Source organism: Allobosea sp. GW822-FHT05A11, from assembly GCF_058800455.1.
Window position 1 is genome coordinate 220,735 of record NZ_JBXAMI010000006.1, and the last position, 23,378, is coordinate 244,112.

General features: G+C 64.8%; 20 protein-coding genes. 9 read left to right on the forward strand and 11 right to left on the reverse strand.

From position 1 onward, the window contains the following. Positions 1–123: 123 nt before the first annotated feature. From AC1RLU_RS20745 to AC1RLU_RS20765, 5 genes are all read right to left on the reverse strand, one after another. Positions 124–558 (reverse strand): pyridoxamine 5'-phosphate oxidase family protein, encoded by a 435-nt coding sequence (locus AC1RLU_RS20745; protein ID WP_492797938.1) that lies wholly within the window; start codon positions 556–558, stop codon positions 124–126. Between the two features lie 108 nt (positions 559–666). Further along, on the reverse strand, positions 667–792 hold the full coding sequence (locus tag AC1RLU_RS20750; RefSeq protein ID WP_492798219.1) for a DUF4113 domain-containing protein: 126 nt from the start codon (positions 790–792) through the stop codon (positions 667–669). 57 nt (positions 793–849) lie between these two features. Beyond that, positions 850–1,620, reverse strand: coding sequence for an exodeoxyribonuclease III (gene xth, locus AC1RLU_RS20755; protein ID WP_492797939.1), 771 nt, complete (start codon positions 1,618–1,620; stop codon positions 850–852). 40 nt (positions 1,621–1,660) lie between these two features. Continuing rightward, positions 1,661–2,302 carry a dienelactone hydrolase family protein gene (locus tag AC1RLU_RS20760; RefSeq protein WP_492797941.1) on the reverse strand — a complete coding sequence of 214 codons (642 nt, stop codon included), beginning with the start codon at positions 2,300–2,302 and terminating at the stop codon, positions 1,661–1,663. Next, positions 2,302–2,541: a DUF2171 domain-containing protein gene (locus AC1RLU_RS20765; protein ID WP_492797943.1), complete on the reverse strand. Its 240-nt coding sequence runs from the start codon at positions 2,539–2,541 to the stop codon at positions 2,302–2,304. Before AC1RLU_RS20765 ends, AC1RLU_RS20760 begins: the two co-directional genes overlap by 1 nt. A 411-nt stretch (positions 2,542–2,952) precedes the next feature. Between AC1RLU_RS20765 and AC1RLU_RS20770 the strand changes: the two genes are divergently transcribed. The 4 genes from AC1RLU_RS20770 to treZ all read left to right on the forward strand — a co-directional run bounded on the left by AC1RLU_RS20770 (position 2,953) and on the right by treZ (position 5,732). Then, positions 2,953–3,282 (forward strand): hypothetical protein, encoded by a 330-nt coding sequence (locus tag AC1RLU_RS20770; protein ID WP_492797945.1) that lies wholly within the window; start codon positions 2,953–2,955, stop codon positions 3,280–3,282. A gap of 74 nt (positions 3,283–3,356) precedes the next feature. After that, entirely contained in the window at positions 3,357–3,599 is a 243-nt protein-coding gene (locus AC1RLU_RS20775) for a hypothetical protein (protein ID WP_492797947.1), read from the forward strand. Beyond that, on the forward strand, positions 3,596–3,811 hold the full coding sequence (locus tag AC1RLU_RS20780) for a hypothetical protein (protein WP_492797948.1): 216 nt from the start codon (positions 3,596–3,598) through the stop codon (positions 3,809–3,811). Before AC1RLU_RS20775 ends, AC1RLU_RS20780 begins: the two co-directional genes overlap by 4 nt. Before the next feature lie 178 nt (positions 3,812–3,989). After that, positions 3,990–5,732: a malto-oligosyltrehalose trehalohydrolase gene (gene treZ, locus AC1RLU_RS20785; protein WP_492797949.1), complete on the forward strand. Its 1,743-nt coding sequence runs from the start codon at positions 3,990–3,992 to the stop codon at positions 5,730–5,732. 11 nt (positions 5,733–5,743) lie between these two features. On the opposite strand, the gene treY is transcribed toward treZ, so the two are convergent. Continuing rightward, positions 5,744–8,305 (reverse strand): malto-oligosyltrehalose synthase, encoded by a 2,562-nt coding sequence (gene treY / locus AC1RLU_RS20790; protein WP_492797950.1) that lies wholly within the window; start codon positions 8,303–8,305, stop codon positions 5,744–5,746. Positions 8,306–8,483: 178 nt separating this feature from the next. Here treY and AC1RLU_RS20795 point away from each other — a divergent pair, with 178 nt between their 5' ends. Beyond that, a complete protein-coding gene (locus AC1RLU_RS20795) occupies positions 8,484–8,687 on the forward strand; it encodes a hypothetical protein (protein WP_492797951.1) in 204 nt (67 codons plus the stop codon). A gap of 4 nt (positions 8,688–8,691) precedes the next feature. Here AC1RLU_RS20795 and malQ read toward each other — a convergent pair whose 3' ends face one another. Together malQ and glgB are read right to left on the reverse strand one after the other, a co-directional pair. Beyond that, positions 8,692–10,737 carry a 4-alpha-glucanotransferase gene (gene malQ / locus AC1RLU_RS20800; RefSeq protein ID WP_492797952.1) on the reverse strand — a complete coding sequence of 682 codons (2,046 nt, stop codon included), beginning with the start codon at positions 10,735–10,737 and terminating at the stop codon, positions 8,692–8,694. Beyond that, positions 10,734–12,944, reverse strand: coding sequence for a 1,4-alpha-glucan branching protein GlgB (gene glgB, locus AC1RLU_RS20805; RefSeq protein WP_492797953.1), 2,211 nt, complete (start codon positions 12,942–12,944; stop codon positions 10,734–10,736). The genes malQ and glgB overlap by 4 nt, the downstream gene beginning before the upstream one ends. A 188-nt stretch (positions 12,945–13,132) precedes the next feature. Between glgB and AC1RLU_RS20810 the strand changes: the two genes are divergently transcribed. Further along, positions 13,133–13,396: a DUF2934 domain-containing protein gene (locus tag AC1RLU_RS20810; protein ID WP_492797954.1), complete on the forward strand. Its 264-nt coding sequence runs from the start codon at positions 13,133–13,135 to the stop codon at positions 13,394–13,396. Between the two features lie 53 nt (positions 13,397–13,449). Here the strand turns inward: AC1RLU_RS20810 and glgA are convergent, their stop codons facing one another. After that, on the reverse strand, positions 13,450–14,982 hold the full coding sequence (gene glgA, locus AC1RLU_RS20815; protein WP_492797955.1) for a glycogen synthase GlgA: 1,533 nt from the start codon (positions 14,980–14,982) through the stop codon (positions 13,450–13,452). A gap of 218 nt (positions 14,983–15,200) precedes the next feature. Here glgA and glgX (AC1RLU_RS20820) point away from each other — a divergent pair, with 218 nt between their 5' ends. Next, on the forward strand, positions 15,201–17,273 hold the full coding sequence (gene glgX, locus AC1RLU_RS20820; RefSeq protein WP_492797956.1) for a glycogen debranching protein GlgX: 2,073 nt from the start codon (positions 15,201–15,203) through the stop codon (positions 17,271–17,273). Here glgX (AC1RLU_RS20820) and glgX (AC1RLU_RS20825) read toward each other — a convergent pair whose 3' ends face one another. Both glgX (AC1RLU_RS20825) and AC1RLU_RS20830 read right to left on the reverse strand, forming a co-directional pair. Beyond that, positions 17,274–19,187, reverse strand: coding sequence for a glycogen debranching protein GlgX (glgX, locus tag AC1RLU_RS20825; protein ID WP_492797957.1), 1,914 nt, complete (start codon positions 19,185–19,187; stop codon positions 17,274–17,276). It abuts the gene before it with no gap. A 49-nt stretch (positions 19,188–19,236) separates the two neighbouring features. Continuing rightward, positions 19,237–21,708 carry a glycogen/starch/alpha-glucan phosphorylase gene (locus AC1RLU_RS20830; protein ID WP_492797958.1) on the reverse strand — a complete coding sequence of 824 codons (2,472 nt, stop codon included), beginning with the start codon at positions 21,706–21,708 and terminating at the stop codon, positions 19,237–19,239. 330 nt (positions 21,709–22,038) lie between these two features. On the opposite strand from AC1RLU_RS20830, the gene AC1RLU_RS20835 reads away from it, so the two are divergent. Both AC1RLU_RS20835 and AC1RLU_RS20840 read left to right on the forward strand, forming a co-directional pair. Next, complete coding sequence (locus AC1RLU_RS20835; protein ID WP_492797959.1) at positions 22,039–22,323, forward strand: PRC-barrel domain containing protein; 285 nt, start codon at positions 22,039–22,041, stop codon at positions 22,321–22,323. A gap of 675 nt (positions 22,324–22,998) precedes the next feature. After that, positions 22,999–23,235: a hypothetical protein gene (locus tag AC1RLU_RS20840; protein WP_492798233.1), complete on the forward strand. Its 237-nt coding sequence runs from the start codon at positions 22,999–23,001 to the stop codon at positions 23,233–23,235. The last annotated feature ends 143 nt before the right edge of the window (positions 23,236–23,378 follow it).

The window sequence follows — 23,378 nt, forward strand, 5'->3', positions numbered from 1 at the left end:
GATCGCCCGGGTCGGCCTCGACGCAGCGACGCTCTGACCCTTGGCGCCGGCAAAACCGAAGGCTGGGGGGATTCGGGCACGGCGGCTGAGGGGCCGCAACCTCGCCGCGCTGGGCGGAAGCGGTCAGACCGCGACCTCTCCCTCATCTTCGCCGTCCCAGTAGTGCACGCGCGACGCGTGAACCTGAACCAGGACGATGCCCGGGGTCTCAATGCCCTGCGGGAACCAGCGCTCCATATCGTCGACCCAGTGCTCTTCGAGAGCGCCCCGGTCTTTGGTCAAGCTGGCCTTGCCCTCGATGCCGATGAAGATGCCTGGCTTGCCGAGCAGGCTCTTGTTGCCCGAGAAGGTAAGGCCGACCTGATCAGTGGTTTGGATGTCCTGGATGAACCGCGCATCATCATACGCGAAGAACCAGGAATCCCCATCGTACTCGACATCGCGGTTGTTGCTCATGGGCCGGCTGGAAAGCTTGCCGCCCTCCGTCACGGTCGTGAGCATGCAGAAATCGATGTCCTTCATCTTCTCTGCGATGTCGCTGAGTGTGAGCTCGCCCATGGTATCCTCCAGCCTGTTGACCGCTTTCGATGGAGATCGAACGGGCGGGCTAAGGTCGTGTTCCCTTCGGTGCGATCCCGTCCGGCTCGCGACGGATCTCGCGGCTTGTCAGTGGGCGCGCGAACCGACGACGGGCACCTCGTCGAGCCGCGCGGTGTCGTGCGGCGAGCGGCGGTCGAACTTGGTGACCCAGGCCTTGCGCTGGGTCGCCACCAGTGCCGCGGCAGGAAGCAGGACATGCCTGCCAGCCGGCTGTCTCCCAAACGAACGAGCTCTCCGGGGCCCGGGGCACTAGAGCTCAATCATCACTGGAGCGTGGTCGCTGGTGTGCTCCCAGCCGCGCGGCGAACGCCGAACCTCGGCGCGCTTGAGCGTATCGGCCAGCGCGGGGCTCAACAGGAAGTGGTCGATCCGCAGTCCAGCGTCGCGTTCGAACGAGTTCCGCCAGTACTTCCAGAACGTGTAGATTCGCTCCTCGGGATGGAGCTGCCTGACGGCGTCGACCCAACCCTGTTCCAGGAGGTTGGCGTACGCCTTCCTCACCTCGGGGCGGAACAGAGCGTCCTCCCTCCACCGCTCGGGCGCATAGACATCGAGTTTCGTGGGCATGACATTGAAGTCACCAACAAGCGCTACCGGCACCTCGAGCGATAGCAGCTCGTCGGCGTAGCTTTGCAGCCGCTCGAACCAGCGAAGCTTGTATTCGAACTTGGGACCCGGAGCCGGATTTCCGTTGGGGAGATAGATGCAGCCGATGAGTATCCCGTGCGCCGCGGCCTCGATGTACCGGCTGTGGCTATCGTCGGGGTCTCCGGGCAGCCTCCGGCGCGTCAGGACCAGCGGGCTGCCTCGCTTTGCAAGGATGGCGACACCGTTCCAGCTCTTCTGACCCTGCCAAACTGCCTCATACCCCGCCTGCTGCAGTTCCCGCTCTGGAAATCGGGCGTCGGAACATTTCAGCTCCTGCAAACAGACCACGTCCGGCCCGTCCTGCTTGAGCCAGCGCAGGAGAACCGGCAGGCGCCCGTTGATGCCGTTGACGTTGTAGGTTGCGATCTTCAACGGCGCCTGTCCTCACCACCAGCGCTCCCACACAAGCCTGTCACAGGTATTCCCGTAAAAACGCCTGCGTCCTCGATATCGCGTCGGGCCAGCTTCCGACGGAGAGCCCGTGTCCTTCGCCTGGATAAATGTGGCTCTGGACGTGGCCTCCATTGCCCTTGATCAGCTTCTCGATCGCGACTGCGTTCGATACCGGAACGACGCGGTCGGCATCCCCATGGAGGATGAGCGTCGGTGGCAATGATGCCCTCTCTAATCCAGCAGGGAGGAAACCGAAGAAGTCGACGACGGCCTTGATCCTGCTGTCGCGAGCGGCGAATGCCAAAGCCAACGCTCCGCCGAGCGAGAAGCCGACAACGGCGAACCGATCATGCCTTTCGACCTTGATGGCCTCGATCGCTTCGAGCCAGATCGGAAACTTGGTTTTTATTTCACCATAGCGGGCTCGGCGATCACCGGTGGCCTCGAAATACCGAGGTAGCCAGACGGTGTAGCCGGCAGCGGCGATCATATCCGCGGCGAACTCATATCGACCACTATTGGTCAAACCATCCGAGCCATAGAGAAGGATGACGGTGCGCCCGAGCCCCCTCGGACCGAAGCGATCGACCGCGATGCTCGCGTGAGCCGGGCCAGCGACAATTGCAGCGCCTGCGCCTGCCACGAAATGGCGTCTGTCCATCAGTCAGCCGCCTCGGACCATCGCTCTTTAGCCTCAGCGGCTGGGACGATCAGCTTGATCGTGCCCCCCTCGATGCCGATGACGAGCCCCAGGTCGATGTAGTGGTGAGCGCCGCCCGACTCGGGGTCATTCTTCTTGAGTTTGATCAGCTGGCCGCTCAGAGCGTCGACGGTTCCGACGTGACCTCCATCGGATCCGATCACGCGCTGGCCTTCCTTAATTTGCTCGACGAACATCATCGCTGGATTTCCTTCCTGAGCTGTCCCGGAGCAACGGAGCGCCGTGTGCGGAGGTTCCGGCCGGCGCAGCGGAACCATCGCTCGCCCGCGAAGTTTGCAGCGGCGGTGCAGTTCGTCAGGACAGGCGTTATGGGTGCGGACGCATTTCGGTGCGATAGTTGCGGCTCGCCTAGCATCGCCGTGCCCTCGGACCTACGGCCCACCAGCGATGTGTTTTGCGGCGGCTGCTCCCGCCGTCTGGCGACCTGGTCGGAGTATCGCGCCTTCGTGGCGACGGCAGTCAGAAAGGGCGCGAAGGGCCGTCAGCCCCTCGTCGCTGATCCGCTCTCCGCATAGGTTTCTCTCGCGGCTGTGAAAGCTTGGCGAGCCCGACGGCGCCGCTTTGCCTGCGAGGAATAAAGACGAGCTGCTATGTCGAAATGCATCAGGCTGTTGAGCGGTCGGGAACTCAGGCCCCTCACGGCAGCGAAAGCCTATTTCAGTGGACTGCGAGAAAGCACCCCGATCGGCTCACTGCTGAGTGATCCCGAGCGATCCGATGCTTTGGATATCTACCGGCGCTATTGTGGAGTGGCTGGTGCATCTCCGGTAGCGGCCGTCGGCGTAACCGTGATCAGCGAGAGAAAGCGTCGGCCAGGTGGAAATTATGCGCGGATTGCGAGATCGTTCGCCGTTGTGACCGCGGCCGGCGAGGCTGCCGCATTCAATATGGAAAAGGCCCTGCAAGCGATCGCCGAGTAGCCCGAGCCGGACGAACTGGGAACCAGCACTCATGGGCTGTCGTTGATCTGCGGAGGTTAATTCGCGAGGCGCTCTTGGTCGCAATCTGGAAATCCGATGGACCGAACAAGCGGCCGACGCAGGTGCGGCGGGCGCTCCACACGGAGCACTGTCGTGACGAGCAAGGCAACCCCTACAAGGTCGTCGTCTGGCGCGAGTGGCCGGGTCTGTCGCTGACGTCATACACGCTCGAAGATGGCACGCCTATGCACTACGAGGACGAGGGCTACTTCATGCTGCCGTCCGGCAAGATGCTCACTCGCTGCGAGGACGAATGAACGACATCGAGGATGGCGAGGTCGTCGTGATGATCCGGCATAAAGTGAAGGTCGGGGGCGAGCTCATGGCGACCTACCGGATGGAATATCCCTACCTGGCAACGGCGCTGCGCGGGATCGCAGAGGACCTTGAGGCTGGTCGTGTCGAGTCCATGTGGGTCGCCGGGCGTCAGCTCACCGACGAGGAAATTACGGCCTGCGGAAAGCAATGACTTCGAACGCGCTCGCTCCGGAGCCTGCGCGATGATGTCGATCTCCCGGAGCAGCGCCTAATTCATCGCCGGCGCCACTACCAAGCCAACCGCAGCGTCAAAGCCTAGCCAAACTGATCGATAGACGCGAACAGCCATGACTGCCAGCTTCGATAAACGCCCTGTATCACGAACGCCGATGAGCGAAATCTCGCGCGGGGATTGGAAGCGTTTCCGCTTCGGGGCATGGCGAACGGGTTCGGCCTCGATATTCAGATTATGGGCGCCCGCGCTTTCGGAGGTCCTGATTGAGATGGACGACGACGGACGAACCGTTCCAATGGTCGCGATCGGAAACGGTTGGTTTGAGCATCGGGGCGACCTAGCGTGTGGTACGAGGTATCGCTATCGCTCTCCCGAAGGACTGGTCTTTCCCGATCCCGCCTCGCGCCGTCAGGACGGCGGGGTCCATGGCTGGAGCGTCCTGACCGACCCCGATACCTATTCCTGGCGCTGCGCGAACTGGCGCGGCAGACCATGGCGCGAGACCGTCCTTTACGAAATTCATCCCGGCCTTGCTGGGGGCTTCGCGGGAATAGAGCACGAACTGCGCCGCCTGGCCGAACTCGGCATCACGGCTGTCGAGCTCATGCCGATTGCCGATTTTCCCGGCGAGCGCTCATGGGGATATGACGGCGTCCTCCCCTTCGCGCCGGCCGCAGCTTATGGATCGCCTGACGACTTGAAGCGGCTGGTGGACCGAGCGCATGAGCTTGGCCTTGCCATCCATCTCGACGTGGTATTCAACCATTTCGGCCCGGATGGGTGCTACCTGCACGCTTATGCGCCGCATTTCTTCCGCGCCGGAAGTCACACGCCATGGGGCGCGGCGATCGATTTCGACCGGCCCGACGTGCGGGCGTATTTCATCGCTTGCGCGGTACAATGGCTTGTCGAGTACCGGTTCGACGGTTTGCGGCTCGACGCCGTTCACGCGATTTCCTCGACAGATTTCCTGCTGGATTTCGAGCGGGAGGTCCGCAGCGCGGTCCCGGCCGACCGCCACATCCAGTTGGTTGTCGAGAACGACGCCAACGATTCCCGCCTGCTGTCGCGGTTCGACGCGCAATGGAACGACGATTTCCACCACGCCGTCCATGTTTTGCTGACGGGCGAGGCCACGAACTATTATGGCAGCTTCGCCGACGAGCCGGTTCGCCATCTCGCGAGAGTGCTGGCAGAGGGCTTTGCGTTCCAAGGCGAGATCGCGTCCTTCAGTGGCGAGCCCCGCGGCCGGCGCAGTGTGGACCTGGCGCCGACCCGTTTCGTCAACTGCCTGCAAAACCACGACCAGATCGGCAACCGCCTGTTCGGCGACCGCCTTCTGGCATTGGCCGATCCTGCTGCGGTTCGCGTCGCCGTCGCGCTCCTGTTGCTTAACCCGCAGATTCCACTGCTCTTCATGGGTGAGGAGTTCGGTAGCCGCACCCCGTTCTTGTATTTCACCGATCACCACGAGGAGTTGGCCCAGGCGGTCAGGGAAGGGCGGGCGCGCGAATTCGCGCACGCCCATGCCGGCGGCGAGACGAGACTGTTCGACCCGAATGCAGCCGAGACCTTTAATGCAAGCAGGCCGGACGCAGGTGAGGACGGCGCTGAGTGGTGCGCGCTCTATCGCTGTCTCATCGCATTGCGGCGCGAGCGGATAATTCCTCATATCGATACGTGTCGCAGCAGGGACGCCATCGCTCTCGGCTCGTCCGCCGTTCGGGCAAGCTGGAAGCTCAGCGATGGGACGCTGACGCTTCTGGCGAATTTCGGTGATGAAGCAGTCGCCGACAGGCTGCCTGCAGGCGCGGAGATATTCGCTCTGGGCGAGGCGGAACAGAAGCCGGACGGCCTGCTCATCGGCGCGAGGTCGTTCCGCGCTTTCCTCTCATAGGGTGCGAAAGCTCAGCGATTGCCGAGGAGGACCCGACAGCCGAGGCTCCCATCCGCAAGCGTGATGTTCCCGCCTGACGCCGTTGCCCCCACGAGCGGCTGCCAACCTCCGGATACGGCAGGCAACACCACCGTCGTATCGGCCCACCATTCCGCTCGCAGGGAAAGCCCGTCGTCGATGCCAGCCGGACAACCGATCGGTACGACCACCGCAAGTACCTCCTTTTCGGTCTCGCGGGAGAAGGCGATCAAATTCCCGGCTCGAGGGCCTTGCGCCGAAAGGGCACGATAGCGGCCGTGCAGGAAAAGCCGTGAATGATCGCGCCGCGTGGTGAGGAGCCGCCGCAGGATGCCCTGCTTTATAAACCCCCTCTTCCAACCGTCCCGAAGGTGATTTTCGTCTTCACCTCGCAGCAGCGCTGCCTGACGCGCTGCGAAATCGACCGGGCGGCGGTTGTCGGGATCGACCATGCTCAAGTCCCAGAACTCGCAGCCCTGATAGATATCCGGGATGCCGGGAACGGTGCATTGAAGGATGACCTGCGTCAGGCCGTTCAGGGCGCTGGCCGGTCCGATATGCGCGAGAAATTGCTCCAGTGCATCGTAGAAGTGTCGGTTGCCCTGCCGATCAACCAAGGCGCGCAGGAAATCCTCCGACAGCTGCTCATAGGCCTCGTTCGGGGCGGCCCAGCCGGTGCGTAGCTTCGCCTCGCGCAGGGCCTTGCGCCACCAGCCGCCGATGCGATCGACGTAATCGGCGGTCTCACCCTCCTGCGGCCAGGTGCCGATTAGCATCTGGTAGAGCATGTATTCGTCCCCGCGATCCAGCCCTTCGGGCCTGATCCCGTCGTTGATCGCGAACCATCTTTGCACCTCGTCCGTCCAGGATTGCGGATCTCGGCTAATCGTCGCGAGGCGGGCGCGAACATCGGCTCCGCGCTTGTGATCATGCGTCGACAAGGCGAGCATGGCTTGCGGCTGGAGACGCGCCCGCTCGGCCATGGCCTGGTGGAAATTTGATCCGGACATCGCAAACCGTGCCGCATCGAAGCCGACATCGTTGCGCGAGAGCAGGCGGCCATAGCGATAGAACGCGGTATCCTCGACGCTGCGCGCGGCAAGCGGCGAGGTGAGCTGGTTGAAGCGGCGGATCACCGCGCGCCGCGCGCTCTGCTCCAGCGCGGCTTCCGCTCCGGTCATGACGGCCACCACGAAATCGATCGCGAGCAGCTCCGCCTGAGGTTGCGCGCGCGCCGCGGCCACGGCGTCGTCGAAGCCGAGGCCGGGATCCTCCGGGGCGGAGGCGCCGGTGAGGTAGGTCCGGTAGCAGTGTATGTTGCAGGCGATGGCCGCGACGGCTCGTTTCATGGCGCCCCGCGGGATGTCCGCCTCGCGGCCGGCAGCTTGCGCCAGCGTCATCAGGCGGCCGGTGATCGCCTCCAGCTGTCCGTCGAAAGCATGTTCGAGCACCTCGCGACGTGCCGTAAGCTCCTCGTCGGCGAAGCTGGCGGGCCGGCCGCTGAGCTCCGACCAGAACAGGCCGAGCCGGTTCTCGTCATCCTCGGCATGGAGGACCGCGCTGGCTTGGTCCATGAAGTCGTAGCCCGTCGTCCCATCGGCTTTCCAATCGGCGGGCAGGACTTCGCCGGAAGCCAGGATCTTTTCGACCACGATCCAGGCTGGGCCCGGTGCGGCCCAGTCCGGGCGACGGGGCGCCAGCGCCGCGAGCCGGGCCCGTAGGGTCGCGCAGTAACCGGCCGGATCGGACAGTCCATCGACATGATCGATCCTGAGCCCGTCGATCCAGCCTTCCTCGTAGAGCGAGAAGGTGATGCGATGGGCTGCGTCGAAGGCGTCCGGCCGCTCCATCCGCATGCCGGCAAGCTGGGTGATATCGAAGAAGCGGCGCCAGTTCAGCCGGTCGCCGGCATTGCGCCAGTAGTCGAGATGGAAATGCTGGCGCTCGATCAAGGCGCGCAGGGCTTCGGAATCGCTCTGCGTTTCCTCGAAGGCACCGCGAAGCTCCGCATCGTCTTCCGGTCGGATCGGAAAGAGGTGCTCGCCATAGCGTATAGCGAAGCCGCGACGCTCCGGGTCCTCGACCAGCGCGAGTTTACCGGCTTCGAGCGCTTCGGCGAAAGGCTCGCCAAGAAAAGGCGTGTGGATGCGCCCGCCGAGCAACGGGTCCGCCTCCTCGAAATCGATATCGAACCAACCGGCGTAGCGGCTGCTGCGCCCGTTCTTGAGCAGGTCGAGCCACATCGCATTGTCGTCGCCGCCGACGGCGACATGGTTTGGCACGATATCGAGTATGATCCCCAATCCCTCGGCCCGGAACGCCCGGGCCATGGCGTGGAAGCCGTCGAGCCCGCCAAGCTCCGGGTTGACCGCGTCATAGCTGATCAGGTCGTAGCCGTGCAGGGAGTCGGCACGAGCGGCCAGGATCGGCGAGGAATAGACATGGCTGACCCCGAGCCGGCCGAGATAGCCGGCAAGTGCAGCCCCGCTCGCGAAGGGAAAGCCCTTGTGGAACTGGAGCCGATAGGTGGCCCGCACCGGATGTGCCTGCGTCACAATACCCCCGTTTCCGCCGGCCGATCCGGGACCGCCGCCCTCCTTCCAACGCGCCTTCGAGCCCTTGGGTTTCGCCTCCGATCCGCCGCGGCGAAGGTTTCGGAAAACGGCCCCGAAAACCGCCTGCATGGAGCGGAACCTGGCGCTCCGACGAGCGTTCAGCCGCCGGAGGTGAGCCATGCAAGTTGCCCCGATCCGCTCTCCGGTCGACATGCTGCGAGCGCAATCGCGTCTGAAGGTTCTGGGCTCCTGTACGCCCGGATCGGCCGACGAGATCGAAAGCGCCGCTCTGCGCGACGCCATCGCGCATTATCGCTGCGTGACCGAAACGCCGGACATCGCCCGGCGATCATCCGGCGCCGACAGGCACGCGCACGCCTGAGCCATCAGCGCGACGGTCTGGCACCCAGCGGCGCCAACCGTTCGTAGAGATGTTCGCCATCGAGTGCATGAGCGGCATCGCCGGCAAGCCGGTGCCGCCAGTTCGGCTTTTCGAAGGTCGTGCCGGGGACATTGGGCTGCACGTGCAGGCCAACCGCATCCTCGATCGGCACGATCTTGAGCGTGCAGGGCGTCGCCGCGACATAGCGGATCGCCGCATCGACCACAGGATCCGTATCCTCGGGCGCCGGGCGTTCGCCTTCAGCGAGGCCGGCATCCTTGAACGCGCCCCAGAGCACGCCGCGGTCCCAGGCCCTGACATCCTGGGCCTCGCGCGTATCGGCGGGGGCGTCGAGGTCGGAGCCCGCCCACCAGCCGGCGACGGGTACCAAGTCATGGGTGCTGGTCAGCGCCACCGCATCGCGGTCCCAATCCCAGGGGCGGACATAGCCGTGCTGGGTCCGCTCGAAACGCAGGACGCGCAGGCCCGCCACACCTTGCTCGCGCAGGTCGTCGCGGAAGCCATAGGGAAGGGTGCCCAGGTCTTCGCCGATGACGATGGCGCGATGGCGCCAGGATTCCAGCGCGATCAGGCGGAACAGCGTCTCGGAGGGGAAGCTGACATAGGCCCCGTCGAGCGCGCCGGCCCCGTCCGGAATGAGCCAGAGACGGTTCATGCCCATGACATGGTCAATGCGGATGCCCCCGACATGACGCAGGCTCGCCCGCAGCGTCTCGATGAAAGGGGAATAGCCGCTGGCCGCGAGGCCACGCGGCGAGAAGGTCGTCAGCGCCCAGTTCTGGCCATCGGCAGCATAATAGTCCGGCGGCGCACCGATGCTCAGCCCGTGCAGGATTTCTTCCTGCCGGCTCCAGGCATGGCTACCGGCACCGTCCATGCCGATGGCAAGATCGGCGATGAGGCCGACCGTCATGCCGGCCTCCCGGCAGGCGCGCTGCGCGGCGCCATAGGACAGGCTCGTCAGCCATTGCAGGAAGAGCTGATAGCGGACGTCGCCGGCATGGGCTTCGGCGAAAGCGGCAACCTGCGGGCTGTCCGGATCGCGATAGCCGTGCTGCCAGTTCCGCCAGGATCGCAAGGTCGGGTCGCGCGCGAGCTCGGCCGCGTGCAGCACCTCGAAGATCGCATGGGAGCGCAGCAGGGGCGAGGCTTCTGCGGCATGACGCTTGAAGGGGCTGCGGCTCTCTCCAGTCTGGCCCAAGGCATCGAAGAGGGCGCGCAGGAAGCGCTGCCGCAGCGGCGTCGACGCAAGCCAGTCGATCTGGTCGAGCCGCGATAGCCGTTCCATCTCCTCGGCAAGGCCTGCCTGCGCGGCGATGCTGCGGATCAGGTCGCTCGAAAACGCCACGGCCGGGTCGGCGTGCAGCGGATTGTAGAAGAGCCGTGTCGAAGGCGAATAGGGGCTGAACTGGGCGGGCAGCGCTCCGTAGAGCGCATGGACCGGGCTGATCGCCAGAGCGTCCGCCGCCAGGCCGGCGGCGGCCCGGCCCAATGCGGCCACGCCCGCGAAGTTGCCGATGCCGCCATCATCGGCGCTGCGTAGCGAATAGATCTGCGCGGCAAGGCCCCAGCCAGTCCGGCCTCCTGACAGATCGGAAAAGGTGATGCAGCGTGCCGGGGCGACTGCAAGCGTGACGGCCGCGCCACCGATCCGAAGGGTGTGGTAGCCGGGCTCGTCGAAGGAAGGCAGAAAGAGGCGGTCTCCCGTTCGCTCCGCGCAGAGAATGCGGCGCGTTCCGTTCTCCAGAACCGCTTCGATATCGCTGTCGCCGCCCCCGGCGGCGACGGGCAGCTCGACCGGCTGCCCGACCCGCGCGGTCAGAAGGGGCGACGGGCCTGTGAGCGGAACCGCTTCCACCCCGGCGAGGGAATTGCGCAAGCTCTCGACCGTGTCGCCGGGCAGGCCGAGTGCGCGCAGGATCGCGCGCAGACTGTCGGGCGAGACCTGTCGCACCGTGCCGGTCTGGTCGGTCCATTCGGGGGCGATGCCGGCGCGGGTGGCGAGCTGGCGCAGCAGGTCGTCGCTCATTCGTCCGCCCCCGCATGCTCCAGCACGAGAAGCGCGAGCGGCGGCAGGGTCAACGACAGGGACTGCGCCTGCCCATGGGAGGCGACGGCCTCGGTCGCGGCTTGCCCGCCATTACCGAGGCCCGAGCCCCCATAACTTTCCGCATCGCTGTTGAGACGTTCCACCCAGCGCCCTGTGGCGGCGACGCCGACGCGGTAGTCATGGCGCGGCACGGGCGTCATGTTGGCGACCACGACGAGCGGCGGCCTTCCATCGCCTGCCGAGCGCGTGAAGGCGAAGACGGCATTGGCATGGTCATCCGCAATCATCCAGCCGAAACCCTCGGCGCCATGGTCGAGACGATGCAGGCTGGGGTGACCGCGATAGAGCGCATTAAGGTCGCGCATCAATTGCATCGCCCCGCGGCGGCGGCCGTCATCGTCCGAAGGCCAGGGGAAGGGCGCATCGACATTCCATTCCTCCTCCTGGCCGAACTCGCAGCCCATGAAGAGGAGCTTCTTGCCCGGATGGGTCCACATCAAGGAGAGGCACAGCCGAAGGTTGGCGAAACGCTGCCAGTCGTCGCCGGGCATGCGGGAGATGAGCGAGCCTTTGCCGTGAACCACTTCGTCATGAGAGATCGGCAGCACGAAATTCTCGGAAAAGGCGTAGATCAACCCGAAGGTGACGTCGTCGCCGTGATGGCCGCGATGGATCGGATCCCGTGCGAAATAGCGCAAGGTGTCGTGCATCCAGCCCATGTTCCATTTGAAGTGGAAGCCGAGTCCACCATGATGGACCGGCGCTGTGACGCCGGGCCAAGCCGTCGATTCCTCGGCGATGGTGATGGCGCCGCGTCCGCGCGCGCCGACGAGCGTGTTGAGCTCCTGGAAGAAGGAGATCGCCTCAAAATTCTCGCGACCGCCGAGATGGTTCGGCACCCATTCGCCGGGCTCGCGGCTGTAGTCGCGATAAAGCATGGACGCGACCGCATCGACGCGCAGTCCGTCGAGATGGAAGGTCTCCAGCCACCAGAGCGCCGAGGCGATCAAGAAGCCGCGAACCTCGCGACGGCCGACATTGTAGATCAGCGTGTTCCAGTCGCGGTGGAAGCCCTGGCGGGGATCCTCATGCTCGTAGAGGGCCGTGCCGTCGAAGCGCGCGAGCCCGTGCTCGTCCGAGGGGAAATGGGCAGGCACCCAGTCCAGGATCACGCCGATACCGGCCGCATGGCAGCGATCCACGAATCTGGCGAAGGCCTCGGGCGGGCCCAGTCTTGCCGTGGGCGCGAAGAGGCCGAGCGGCTGATAGCCCCATGAGCCTCCGAAGGGATGCTCTGTGATCGGCAAGAGCTCGACATGGCTGAAGCCCATATGCTCAAGATAGGGGATCAGCCTGTCGCAGGCCTCGTCCCAATCGCCCATCCGGCCCCATTCGGTCCTGAGCCAGGAGCCGACATGAACCTCGTAGATGGCGAGTGGCTCCGCTATCGGGTTCGCATGCTCGCGCCTTTCCAGCCACGCGGCATCGCTCCAGCTGAAATCCGGCGCAGCGGCGACGATGGAGCCGGTCCGCGGCGGCTCCTCGTGCCGGCGTCCGAGCGGATCGGCCTTCCAAGGCAGCTTTTCGCCATTCTGTGCGGTGATCGCATATTTATAGACGGCGCCCGGGCCGATGCCGGGGATGAACAGCTCCCAGATGCCGGCCCCGAGCCGGCGTCGCATCGGGTGGCGGCGGGCATCCCAGCTGTTGAAATCGCCAACGACCGCGACCTGCGCGGCATTCGGTGCCCAGACGGCGAAGAGCACGCCCTCGACGCCGTCGAAAGACCACAGATTGGCTCCGAGCCGTGTCGAGAGGTCGAAATGGCGCCCCTCGGCAAAGAGATAGATATCGTCCTCCGACAGTGACAGGCCGAAGGCGTAGGGATCGGCCGCCTCGACGATGCCGTCGGGCCAGGAAATGCGCAGCCGGTAGGAGCCTTCCGTCGGGGCGGATACCTGGAAGACGCCGTCACCTTGCGTGATCATCGGCACCGCGCTGCGTTCCTCGCCCTCTCCGGTGACGAGTTCGGCGTAGTTGCAGCCGGGCAGGAAGGCCCGCACGAAGCTGCCACCGGTGAAGGTGTGGCGACCCAGGATGGCGAAGGGGTCGGGATGGCGCCCTTCCTCCAGCAACACCCGATCGTGTTGAGCCAGGGCAGGCAGAGACGGTGCAGACTGGCGCATAAAAGGGCTTATCCGAAAGACGAGAGGTGTTCCGCCCGGGAGGTGGAATCGGCGATGATGCAACGCAGCAGAAGAGGTCTCCGTTCCGCAACCACACCCTCGCCGAAAGGAGGGGGCGGTCGGCGGAACCAACCACTCCTGCTGCCGTTCATCCACCGCGTTTCAGCCGCCTTTCGAGGAGACAGATGATGAGCCGGGAACATATCGTCCGCGATACCGCCTATGCGATCTGGGAGGCCGAGGGTAAGCCCGAAGGCCGCGATGCCGAACACTGGCGACTGGCCGAAGAGCGGGTCGCTGCGAGCACCGGTCAACCCGCCAAGGCGGCGAAGCCGACCAAGGGCAAGGTATCCGCGGCCGCGAACGACCAGCCGAAAGCGACCGCCCCGGCTAAGAAGGCTGCGACCGGCAATGCGGGCGCCAGCAAATCCGCGCCGAAGGCTAAGTTTTGAGCCCGGCATCGGCGACCACGCCGGACATGCCGCGTATCGCCTGAGCGCCATGATCAGGCGACGAGGGCGCGAGCATAGACATCCGCATAGCGGAAGCTCGGGCGGCGCCAGTCGAAGCGCTTGGCCATGGCGTGGTCCCGCATCTGCCGGAAGGCTCGCTTCGAGCGGAAGGCTTCCAGCGCGCGGGCGACCGCCCCGGTCAAGCCCGCTCCCGTGAGACTGGAGAACAGGAATCCGGACAGCCCGTCTTCGATTGTATCGACAAGTCCGCCGGTCCGGTAGGCGATCGGCAGGGCGCCGGAGCGCTGCGCATACATCTGGCTGAGGCCGCAGGGCTCGAAGCGCGACGGCATCAGCAGGAAATCGCTGGCCGCGAACAGGCGCCGCGCCTCGCCATCGTCGAAGCCGATCCGCGCGGCGACGGCGCGGGGATAGCGCTTCGCCAGCTTCTCGACGGCCTCCTCGATGCGCGGCTCGCCGCGTCCGGTCACGACGAGCTGGCCACCCTGGGCCACGATCGTTTCGGCCGCCTCCAGCGAAAGATCGATGCCCTTCTGATGGACCAGACGGGAGACGATCGAGAACAGCGGGCCGCGCGAGTCCGGCAGCTCGAAGGTCCGGCGGATTTCCGCGGCGTTGCGCCGCTTCCATTGCCGGATGATGTGGTCGCCGGTGCGCCCGCCATCGATCAGCGCATTCCAGCTGTCGTCGATGCCGTTGACGATCCCGGTCAGCCGGCCTTCGTGCATCCGCGTCTTGAGAAGGCCGTCGAGGCCGCAGCCGTGTTCGGCGGTGGTGATCTCTTTGGCATAGGTCTCGCTGACGGTGGTGACATGCGAGCCGTAATAGATCCCGCTCTTCAGGAACGAAATCTTGCCGTGAAATTCGGCGCCGTTGATGTTGAAGGCGAGGTCCGGGATGCCCAGAAGTCGCATGCGCTGCGGGTGGTAGAGCCCCTGATAGGCCAGGTTGTGGATCGTCAGGATCGACGGGGTCGCGAGGCCCTTCCAGCGCATGTAACCGGGTGCAAGGGCGGAGGGCCAGTCGTTCACATGGACGACATCGGGCTTCCAGTTCGGGTCGGCCTCGCCGGCGGCGATCTCCGCGGCGGCGAGGGATAGCCGTCCGAAGCGGATGTCGTTGTCGCCGAAATCGCCCCCGCCGAACGGGCCATAGGGCGAGCCGTCACGGTCATAGAGCTCATCGCAGAGGACGGTATAGACGATCAGGCCGTCACTTGTGGTGAAGCGGCCGAGCGACCATGGCGGCAGGCCGGCGACGCGCGGCATCTGCCGGACGACATCCATCGCCGGTCTCGCCTTGCGGACCTGCCGGAAGCCGGGCAGCAGGACGCGCACCTCGCAGAACTTCCGCAATTGCCGGGGCAAAGCGGTCGAGACCTCGCCGAGACCGCCGGCCTTGATGAAGTCGCCCATCTCGGAGGTGACGAAGAGTAATTTCGTGGTGGCTGCGATCGGAGAGGGGCGGTCGGCAATGTCGTCCTTGACAGCGGGCGCGTAATGCAACGCGTGGCCGGACGTCGCAGGCGCGCCTCCGATCTCGGCCAGCTTAAGCACATCTGTCATTGTCACGCCCTCGGCATCCGCGAAGCACAACAGGCCGCCGCGAGGCAGGTTCCGGCAGCGCGGCGAAATATTTAGGCAAGAACGGGGCCAGCGATCCGGAACCGCTTTTGCACCACCACGTTGCTGCCATCGCGGCGAAGATGGGGAGCGTCCTGCGGCGATGATCCTCCCTTCTGCACGCTCGACGCGAAGGTACTGTGACATGGCGGGAGTGCGACATGACGGGTTTTGAGATCAGGCCCGGCCGGGCTTCCGAGCTCGGCGCCGTGTTCGATGGCGACGGGACCAACTTTTCCCTGTTCTCGGCCCATGCCGAACGCGTGGAACTCTGCCTTTTCGACGAGGCGGGGCAGACGGAAACCGCGCGCATCACGCTGCCGGAATACACCGACGAGATCTTCCATGGCTACCTGCCGGGCGTGGGGGCGGGGCAGCGCTACGGCTATCGCGTTCATGGTCGTTTCGCCCCCGAGGAGGGGCACCGCTTCAATCCGAACAAACTCCTGCTCGATCCCTATGCGCGCGAGTTTTCCGGGGCCGTCGACTGGAATGAGGCGCATTACGGCTACGAGCTCGGCGCCGGGGAGGACCGCGATCTGAGCTTCAGCGAACTCGACAGCGCGCCCTATATGCCTAAATGCGTCGTGGTCGACTGGCAGGCCGATCCGCAGCGCCCGTCCGCCCCCGGGATCGGCTGGGACCGGACCGTCTTCTACGAGATCCATGTCCGCGGCTTCACGCAACTGCATCCGACGGTGCCCGAGAAATGCCGCGGTACCTTCGACGGTCTCGCCGATTCCGCAGTGATCGACTACATCAAGAGCCTGGGCATCACCACGGTCGAGCTCCTGCCGGTGCATGCCTATCTCGACGACCATCATCTCGTCGCCAAGGGCCTGTCCAACTACTGGGGCTACAACACGATCGGCTTTTTCGCGCCGATGCAGCGCTATCTCGGTCGGGCCGGCCTCTCCTCGTTCCGCGACATGGTCCGCCGCTTCCACGATGCCGGGCTCGAAGTGGTGCTGGACGTCGTCTACAACCACACGGCCGAGGGCAACGAGCTCGGCCCCACGCTGTCGTTCAAGGGGATCGACAACTTCTCCTATTACCGGACGATGCCCGGAGAGCCGCGCTACTACATTAACGACACCGGCACCGGGAACACGGTCAACACCTCGCATCCGCGCGTCCTGCAGATGGTGATGGATTCCTTGCGGTACTGGACCGAGGTGATGGAGGTGGACGGCTTCCGCTTCGATCTCGGCACCATCCTCGGGCGGGAGCCGCACGGCTTCGATCCGCGCGGCGGCTTCTTCGACGCGATGGGGCAGGACCCGGTGCTGCGCAAGGTCAAGCTCGTCGGCGAACCCTGGGATATCGGTCCCGGCGGCTATCAGGTCGGCGGCTTCCCGCCCGGCTGGGCGGAGTGGAACGACAAGTATCGCGACACGATCCGCGCCTACTGGAAAGGCGAGGAGGGGATCATCCGCGATCTCGCGGCGCGCATCACCGGATCAGGCGACGTCTACGACCAGCGCGGGCGCCGGCCCTGGGCCAGCGTGAACTTCATCACCGCCCATGACGGCTTCACCCTGGCCGATCTCGTTTCCTACAACGACAAGCACAACGAGGCGAACGGCGAGGACAATCAGGACGGCCACGGTCACAATCTCTCGTTCAACCATGGCGTCGAAGGGCCGACCGAGGATGAAGGCATCATCGCTGTCAGAGAGCGCCAGAAGCGCAATCTCCTGGCGACGTTGCTTCTCTCTCACGGCACGCCGATGCTGCTCGCGGGCGACGAATATGGTCATTCCAACCGCGGCAACAACAATGTCTACGCCCAGGACAACGACACAGCCTGGATGCGCTGGGGCGAGATCACGCGCCGCGACGAGGCCCTCGCCGGCTTCGTCAGCCGGGTGATCGCCTTACGGACCGAGCATCCGATCTTCCGGCGCGCATCGTTCCGGGATGGCTGCCTGCTGCGTTGGGTCAACCCGGCCGGCGGCGAACAGCTGGAGGAGCATTGGGACGATCCCGGCGTGCTGGCGATCGGCCTGCTGATGCATGTGCCGGATGTGGAGGCGGGCGGCGACGAGGCCCTGATCCTGTTCAACGCCTTCGATGGCGAGGTCGTCTTCAAGGTCCCCCCGCGGGTGAAGACGGGCTCGTGGTCGGTCGTGCTGGATACGGAGACCGGACCGAATTCCGACGAAGGCCGGAAGGGGCTGAAGGCCGACCAGGAGATATCGCTCTCGCCGCGGTCCCTGATCGTGCTGATGTGATCAGGCTTTCCATAGCGCGACGCTGCGGGCGGAAAGCACGGTCTCCAAAGCATCGTCGGAGATGAACAGCCGCTCCCATCGCCCGGCCGGAAGCGTCAAGGGCACTGTTTCGCGGCTTCGGTTGACGGCGATGAGCAGGCTCTCGTCGCTGCCGTTGAGGAGCAGGCAGAACGCATCGAGGCCCGGCCATTCCTGATCGGCGATCGCCGTCGCATCAGGCTTCAGCCAGACGGCGTCGGGCGGCTCGCCTTTGCCGGTCAAGAATCCGTCGGCCGCCAGAAGCGGGTGGCCGCGACGCAGCGCTGCAAGCGACGCGACGAAGGCCACGCGCTCGTCGTCGGCTCGTTCCCAATCCAGCCAGGAGATCGGATTGTCCTGGGCGTAGGCATTATTGTTGCCGAGCTGAGTCCGCCCGAATTCGTCGCCCGCCGTCAGCATCGGAACGCCGCGCGACAGGAAGAGCGTCGCAAGCAGGGAATAGATGTCGCGGTTGCGTGCGGCTTCGACGCCCGGGTCGCGGGACGGGCCTTCGGCGCGGCTGCTCCAGCTATGATTGTCGTTCTCGCCGTCCCGGTTCTCCTCGCCATTCGCCTCGTTGTGCTTGCGCTCGTAGGAGACGAGATCGCGCAGCGTGAAGCCGTCATGGGCGGCGATGAAGTTGATGCTGGCGCGCGGGCCGCGATGGCTGCCGGCGAAAAGGTCGGAGGAGCCGGCTAGTCGCGTCGCGAGAGCGCCGGCTGTACCAGTGTCCCCGCGCCAGAAGCGGCGGACGTCGTCGCGGTAACGGCCGTTCCATTCGGCGAAGGGAGCGGGGAATTCACCGAGGCGATAGCCGCCGGGACCGACATCCCAGGGCTCGGCAATCAGGATGGCGCGCGCGAGTTCCGGATCCTGCAGGATGGCGCCGAAAAGCGGCGCGTCGGGTGTGAAGCCGGTCTCTGTGCGCCCCATCACCGTCCCGAGATCGAAGCGGAAACCGGCGACGCCGAGGCGCAGCCAGTGCCGCATGGCGTCCATCGCCAGGCGCACGACCGGAGCCTTGTCGAGCGCCAGCGTGTGGCCGCAGCCGGTGTCGTTGACGAGACGGCCGGGATCGTCCGCAGCATGGCGGTAATAGACGGCGTTGTCGAGGCCCCGCAGGCTGATCGTGGCGCCGAATTCATCGCTTTCGGCGGTATGGTTCAGGACGATGTCGAGGATCACGCCGATGCCGGCCTTCGCATAATCCGCACACAAGGCGGCGAGGTCAGCGGGCCCACCGGGCGCAAGCCGCGGATCGAGCGCGAAGAAGTTGACCGGGTTGTAGCCCCAGGCATTGGCGAGCCCGAGCGGCGGCAGGTGGCGTTCGTCCATCCAGGCGGCAACCGGCATCAACTCGACATGGCTGACGCCGAGCCTTTGCAGATGGGCGATGACGGCCGGCTCACGCAAAGCGGCGAGGGTTCCCCGCAGGGCTGGGGCCACGGCCGGGTGTCGCATGCTAAAGGAGCGGACGCCGAGCTCGTAGATGAAGGCGGGTGGTGGCGTGTCAATCCGTTCTTCACGGCGGGGGAGGAGGGGCTGCACGACGCCGCGCGGCACCAGCGCCGCTGTTTCAGCACCATGGCGGGCCAGTTCCGGATCCCAGCGGAACGGACGGTCGATCAGCGTCGCATAGGGGTCGACGAGCAGTTTCGCCGGGTCGAACCGGTGGCCGCGCTCGGGTTGCCAGGGCCCCTCGACGCGCAGGCCGTAGCGCAGCCCGGCGCCCGCTCCTTCCAGCAGTCCGTGGTGGATATCCCCGACACGGCACGGCAGCGGCAACTGGGCCAGCTCGGTCTCGCCGGCCTCGTCGAAGATGGAGACGAGGACGCGGGTGCCATGACGCGAGAAGACAGCGAAGCCGACGCCACCCTCCACGACGGATGAGCCCATTCGCGCCGGCGCCGAGCAAGGCCTGAGCCGGAGGGGCAGGGCCAAGGCGTCAGCCTCGTCCCGATGCCGAGACCGGCAGGCTCCAGATGCGCTGCGCATATTCGCGGATGGCGCGGTCGGCGCTGAACCAGGCGCAATGCGCCGTATTGTTCACCGACATGCGCCACCACCGCGCCTGGTCGACCCAGAGGCTGTCGACCCGCCGCTGCTGCAGGCGATAGCTCTCGAAATCGTTGAGCACCATGAACCAGTCATTGGCGAGAAGCCCGTCGACAAGGCCGAGATAGCGATCGCGATCGCGCGGCGAATAGGCCCCGCCCGCAACCGCATCGAGCACGCCTTCCAGATGAGCCGAGGCATGGATGATATCGGCGCTCGGGCGGGGATTGCGCCGCGCCGCCTCGACCTCTTCCGCCGTCATGCCGAAGATCACGATATTGTCCGCGCCGACCCGCTCGCCGATCTCGATATTGGCGCCGTCGAGCGTGCCGATCGTGAGGGCGCCGTTCAGCGCGAATTTCATGTTGCCGGTGCCCGACGCCTCCATGCCCGCCGTCGAGATCTGCTCCGACAGGTCCGCGGCCGGGATGATGATTTCAGCAAGGCTGACATTGTAGTTCGGCAGGAAGACGACCTTGAGCCGGTCGCGTGTGCTGATGTCGTTGTTCACCACCGCCGCGACGTCGTTGATAAGATTGATGATCGATTTGGCGGTGGCGTAGTTCGAGGCGGCCTTGCCCGCAAAGATCTTCACCCGCGGCGCCCAGTCGCGATAGGGCTCAGAGCGAATGGCGTCGTAGAGCGCAATCGTCTCGAGGATGTTGAGCAACTGGCGCTTGTATTCGTGGATGCGCTTGATCTGGACATCGAAGAGAGCGGCGGGATCGACAGTGACGCCGCAATCCTGGCGGATGATCTTCGCGAGCCGGAGCTTGTTCTCACGGCGGATCGCAGCCAGCCGGTCGTGAACGGCCGGATCGTCGGCATGCTGCGCGAACTGGCGGATCAGGCCGATATCGTCCGCGACCTTCTCCCCGCACGTTTCCTTGAGGAGGTTCGTCAGCCCCGGATTGGCGTTGAGCAGCCAGCGTCGCGGCGTGATGCCGTTGGTGACGTTGGTGATCCGGTCCGGAAAGACCCGGTGCAGCGGTGCGAACACCGTTTCCTTCATCAGGTTCGAATGCAGGGCCGAGACGCCGTTGACCTTATGCGAGCCGACGAAGGCAAGATGGGCCATCCGCACCCGCCGCCCATGATATTCGTCGATCAGGGAGAGGGCGGAGAGATCGGAATCGGGCGTATCGCGGCGCACCCCGTCGAGGAAGCGGGCATTGATGCCGAAGATGATCTGCATGTGGCGCGGCAGCAGCCGCTCCATCAATGCAACCGGCCAGGTTTCCAGCGCTTCGGGCAGGAGCGTGTGGTTGGTGTAGGAGATCGTCGCCGTCGTGATCTCCCAGGCGCGCTCCCATTCGACCTCGTGCGCGTCGATGAGCTGGCGCATCAGCTCCGCGACCGCGAGCGACGGGTGGGTGTCGTTGAGCTGGATCGACACCTTCTCGGGCAGGTTATCGAGCGTGCCGAACTGGCGATGGTGACGCCGCACCAGGTCCTGCAGCGAGGCAGATGTGAAGAAGAACTCCTGGCGCAGGCGCAACTCCTGCCCGACCGGCGTGGAATCGTTGGGATAAAGCACCTTAGATATCGCTTCCGCGCGATTGCGCTCCGCAACGGCTCCGACCAGGTCTCCCTGGTTGAAAGCATCCAACGAAAGCGGATGCATGGCCCGCGCACGCCACAGCCGTAAGGTATTGGCGTCGCGCCCCTGCCAGCCGACGACGGGCGTATCGTAGGCGACGGCGAAGATCGTTTCCTCCGGCTCCCAAAATACTTGCCCGGCCTTTTGGGTCGCGTTCACGCTCCCGCCGAAGCCGATCTTGTAGGCGCTCTCGCGCCGTTCGAATTCCCAGGGATTGCGGAATGACAGCCAGTCCTCGGGCACTTCGATTTGGCGGCCGCCATCGATGCGCTGCTTGAACAGCCCGTGATCGTAGCGGATTCCGTAGCCGAGCGCCGGAACTCCGGTCGAGGCCATGGCCTCCATGTAGCAGGCGGCGAGGCGGCCCAGACCACCATTGCCGAGTGCGGCGTCCGGTTCGAGATTCTCGATTTGGGCCAGGTCGACGCCGAGCTCGCGCAACGCCTGGGCCATCGCTCCGGTCAGGCCGAGATTGTTCAGCGTGTCGGCGAGCGAGCGGCCGATGAGGAATTCGAGTGAGAGGTAGTAGACCCGCTTCCTGCCAGTCGCATAGCTGTCACGGGTCGATTTCTGCCAGACGTCGATGACGTGGTCGCGCGCGGCGAGAATTGCCGCCGTCAGCCAGTCATGTGCCTGCGCGACGGCAGGATTCTTTCCGAGCGAATAGGAGAGCTTGCGTATCACCTCCGCCTTGATGCGCTCTACCTGCTCATCGGGCTCATAAGGAATCGAGGCGTCAGGAAAGGCGGTTGGCAAAATCATGGCCCCGATTTGGAAATGGCGTCGTTACGTTCGCAGAATGCCATGGTCTCATGAAGACTCATCTGTCAGCAAATCCTAAGCAGGAGAGCGGTCTGATATCGAATCTGCGATCTGGGTCGAGTCAGCGCATTACTGCAGGCCTAGCCTGCCGTTTGGAAAAAGGTGGGCATCTGGCTTCTGTCAGTCCTCGGCCGGTCCGGCCATCGTCCAGGCAATCATCCCAGCGATTGAAGCGTTCTCAGGCACAGATTGGCGTGTCGTGTGGATGGCGCTTCGGGCTACTCGGAACGCCACACAGCGGCGCACGTTCGTCATCCGTGAGGTGAATTAATGGATGACGATAAGCAACCAAACGAAGGCAGCCTGAGCGAGAGCATTCTCGAAGGTACGCCGTTGTACGGGCCTGCTGGTAGCAAAATAGGGGCTGCCGGCCAGATCCACGGCAAGGGCGAGGATATGCAGGTCATCGTGACGCTCGGCGGGTTTCTCGGCGTTGGCGCGAAGGTTGCCGTCCTCCGACATGACGACGTGCAATTCGAGCGCGGCGACGATGGCTCGTTCCGGGCTGTGACCCCGCTCACGAGTGACCAACTGGCGGAGAGGTCGCCGGGTTGAGCGCGAACGGCTTCCGCCATTGATTCGGATCATCGAATTCGCATCGCGGCGGTTCGGTGCTAGCTTGGGGGTGTTTTGTTGCGTAGCGATGAGGTGTTGTCATGCCGAACGCCGACGCCTTCATCATTAGATCGTATCCTCAGAGAAAGGCTGCGGTTGTGCGAGCTGCTGCACTCCTGTCCTCATCGTCCGACTCGGATAGCGCCCATGAATTCGAGCAGCTCACCGAGGCCATTGCGTATTTCGACATCCGCCAATAGGCGCTCGGTTACATCGATATCCCCCGAGCATTCGCGGTGTTTCTCGCCAGTCGCAATCGTGACGGACTCTCGGCAATGGAGCGCTAAGTCGCCTGCCGTTTGGGACGCTCAGTGGGGCTGAGCTTAGAAAATGGCTGGCGCCGGATGGCTTCTTGATCAATTCCTTGGCGCGGCCATACCGGGGTCGGTTCGGTCTAGCGAGCATCAGCGCGCGGATGTCGCGCCAATTATCGCGGCCATGATAAAAGCCCCCACCGCCATGCGCCCTATCCCTGTCGCGATCTGAGCTTGCGGTTACCGGTCCAAACAAACGTCGTTGCCCGCCGGCATCCGTCTTCATGGAGCTTCCAAAGACTTGGGCGGCCGGTTCAGCCGAGTGTCTGCAGCTCCGCGGCGCCGGGAAGGAACGGGCGGGATGCTGGCCGCGTTTAATTCCGCGACGCTTTCGGGATCGATGGAGGAATGCATGGCAAACGAGAACAGCCCCGCAGTCGAGAGCCTGCGCAAGGAGCAGAAGACGCAACGCAAGGAGGAGCGAGAGCTGACGCCCGATCAGAAACTGGAGAGAGCGCTGAAGGACACATTTCCGGCAAGCGACCCAGTCGCCGAGCAAGTTCCGATGACACCAGGTGCCGCCGAGGAAAAGAAGTGATCCGCGCCGCATTCTTAAGTCTCGCGGGGGCTTGGATTGCGCGGAGCGTCGAGCGCGGGGACATCCCCGAAAGACTCTCGGTCCCCTTGACTCTTCTGGCGACCAGGCTGCCCACACCAGTCATCCTCGCGGCTGCAGCCGGC

Coding starts and splice junctions, on each gene's coding strand:
- AC1RLU_RS20745 (WP_492797938.1), bottom strand. CDS start 558: ATGGGCGAGCTCACACTCAGCGACATCGCAGAGAAGATGAAGGACATC.
- AC1RLU_RS20795 (WP_492797951.1), top strand. CDS start 8,484: ATGCAAGTTGCCCCGATCCGCTCTCCGGTCGACATGCTGCGAGCGCAA.
- AC1RLU_RS20840 (WP_492798233.1), top strand. CDS start 22,999: ATGCTGGCCGCGTTTAATTCCGCGACGCTTTCGGGATCGATGGAGGAA.
- glgX (WP_492797957.1), bottom strand. CDS start 19,187: ATGGGCTCATCCGTCGTGGAGGGTGGCGTCGGCTTCGCTGTCTTCTCG.
- AC1RLU_RS20760 (WP_492797941.1), bottom strand. CDS start 2,302: ATGGACAGACGCCATTTCGTGGCAGGCGCAGGCGCTGCAATTGTCGCT.
- treZ (WP_492797949.1), top strand. CDS start 3,990: ATGAGCGAAATCTCGCGCGGGGATTGGAAGCGTTTCCGCTTCGGGGCA.
- malQ (WP_492797952.1), bottom strand. CDS start 10,737: ATGAGCGACGACCTGCTGCGCCAGCTCGCCACCCGCGCCGGCATCGCC.
- glgA (WP_492797955.1), bottom strand. CDS start 14,982: ATGACAGATGTGCTTAAGCTGGCCGAGATCGGAGGCGCGCCTGCGACG.
- glgB (WP_492797953.1), bottom strand. CDS start 12,944: ATGCGCCAGTCTGCACCGTCTCTGCCTGCCCTGGCTCAACACGATCGG.
- AC1RLU_RS20830 (WP_492797958.1), bottom strand. CDS start 21,708: ATGATTTTGCCAACCGCCTTTCCTGACGCCTCGATTCCTTATGAGCCC.
- glgX (WP_492797956.1), top strand. CDS start 15,201: ATGACGGGTTTTGAGATCAGGCCCGGCCGGGCTTCCGAGCTCGGCGCC.
- AC1RLU_RS20835 (WP_492797959.1), top strand. CDS start 22,039: ATGGATGACGATAAGCAACCAAACGAAGGCAGCCTGAGCGAGAGCATT.
- AC1RLU_RS20765 (WP_492797943.1), bottom strand. CDS start 2,541: ATGATGTTCGTCGAGCAAATTAAGGAAGGCCAGCGCGTGATCGGATCC.
- AC1RLU_RS20810 (WP_492797954.1), top strand. CDS start 13,133: ATGAGCCGGGAACATATCGTCCGCGATACCGCCTATGCGATCTGGGAG.
- AC1RLU_RS20780 (WP_492797948.1), top strand. CDS start 3,596: ATGAACGACATCGAGGATGGCGAGGTCGTCGTGATGATCCGGCATAAA.
- AC1RLU_RS20770 (WP_492797945.1), top strand. CDS start 2,953: ATGTCGAAATGCATCAGGCTGTTGAGCGGTCGGGAACTCAGGCCCCTC.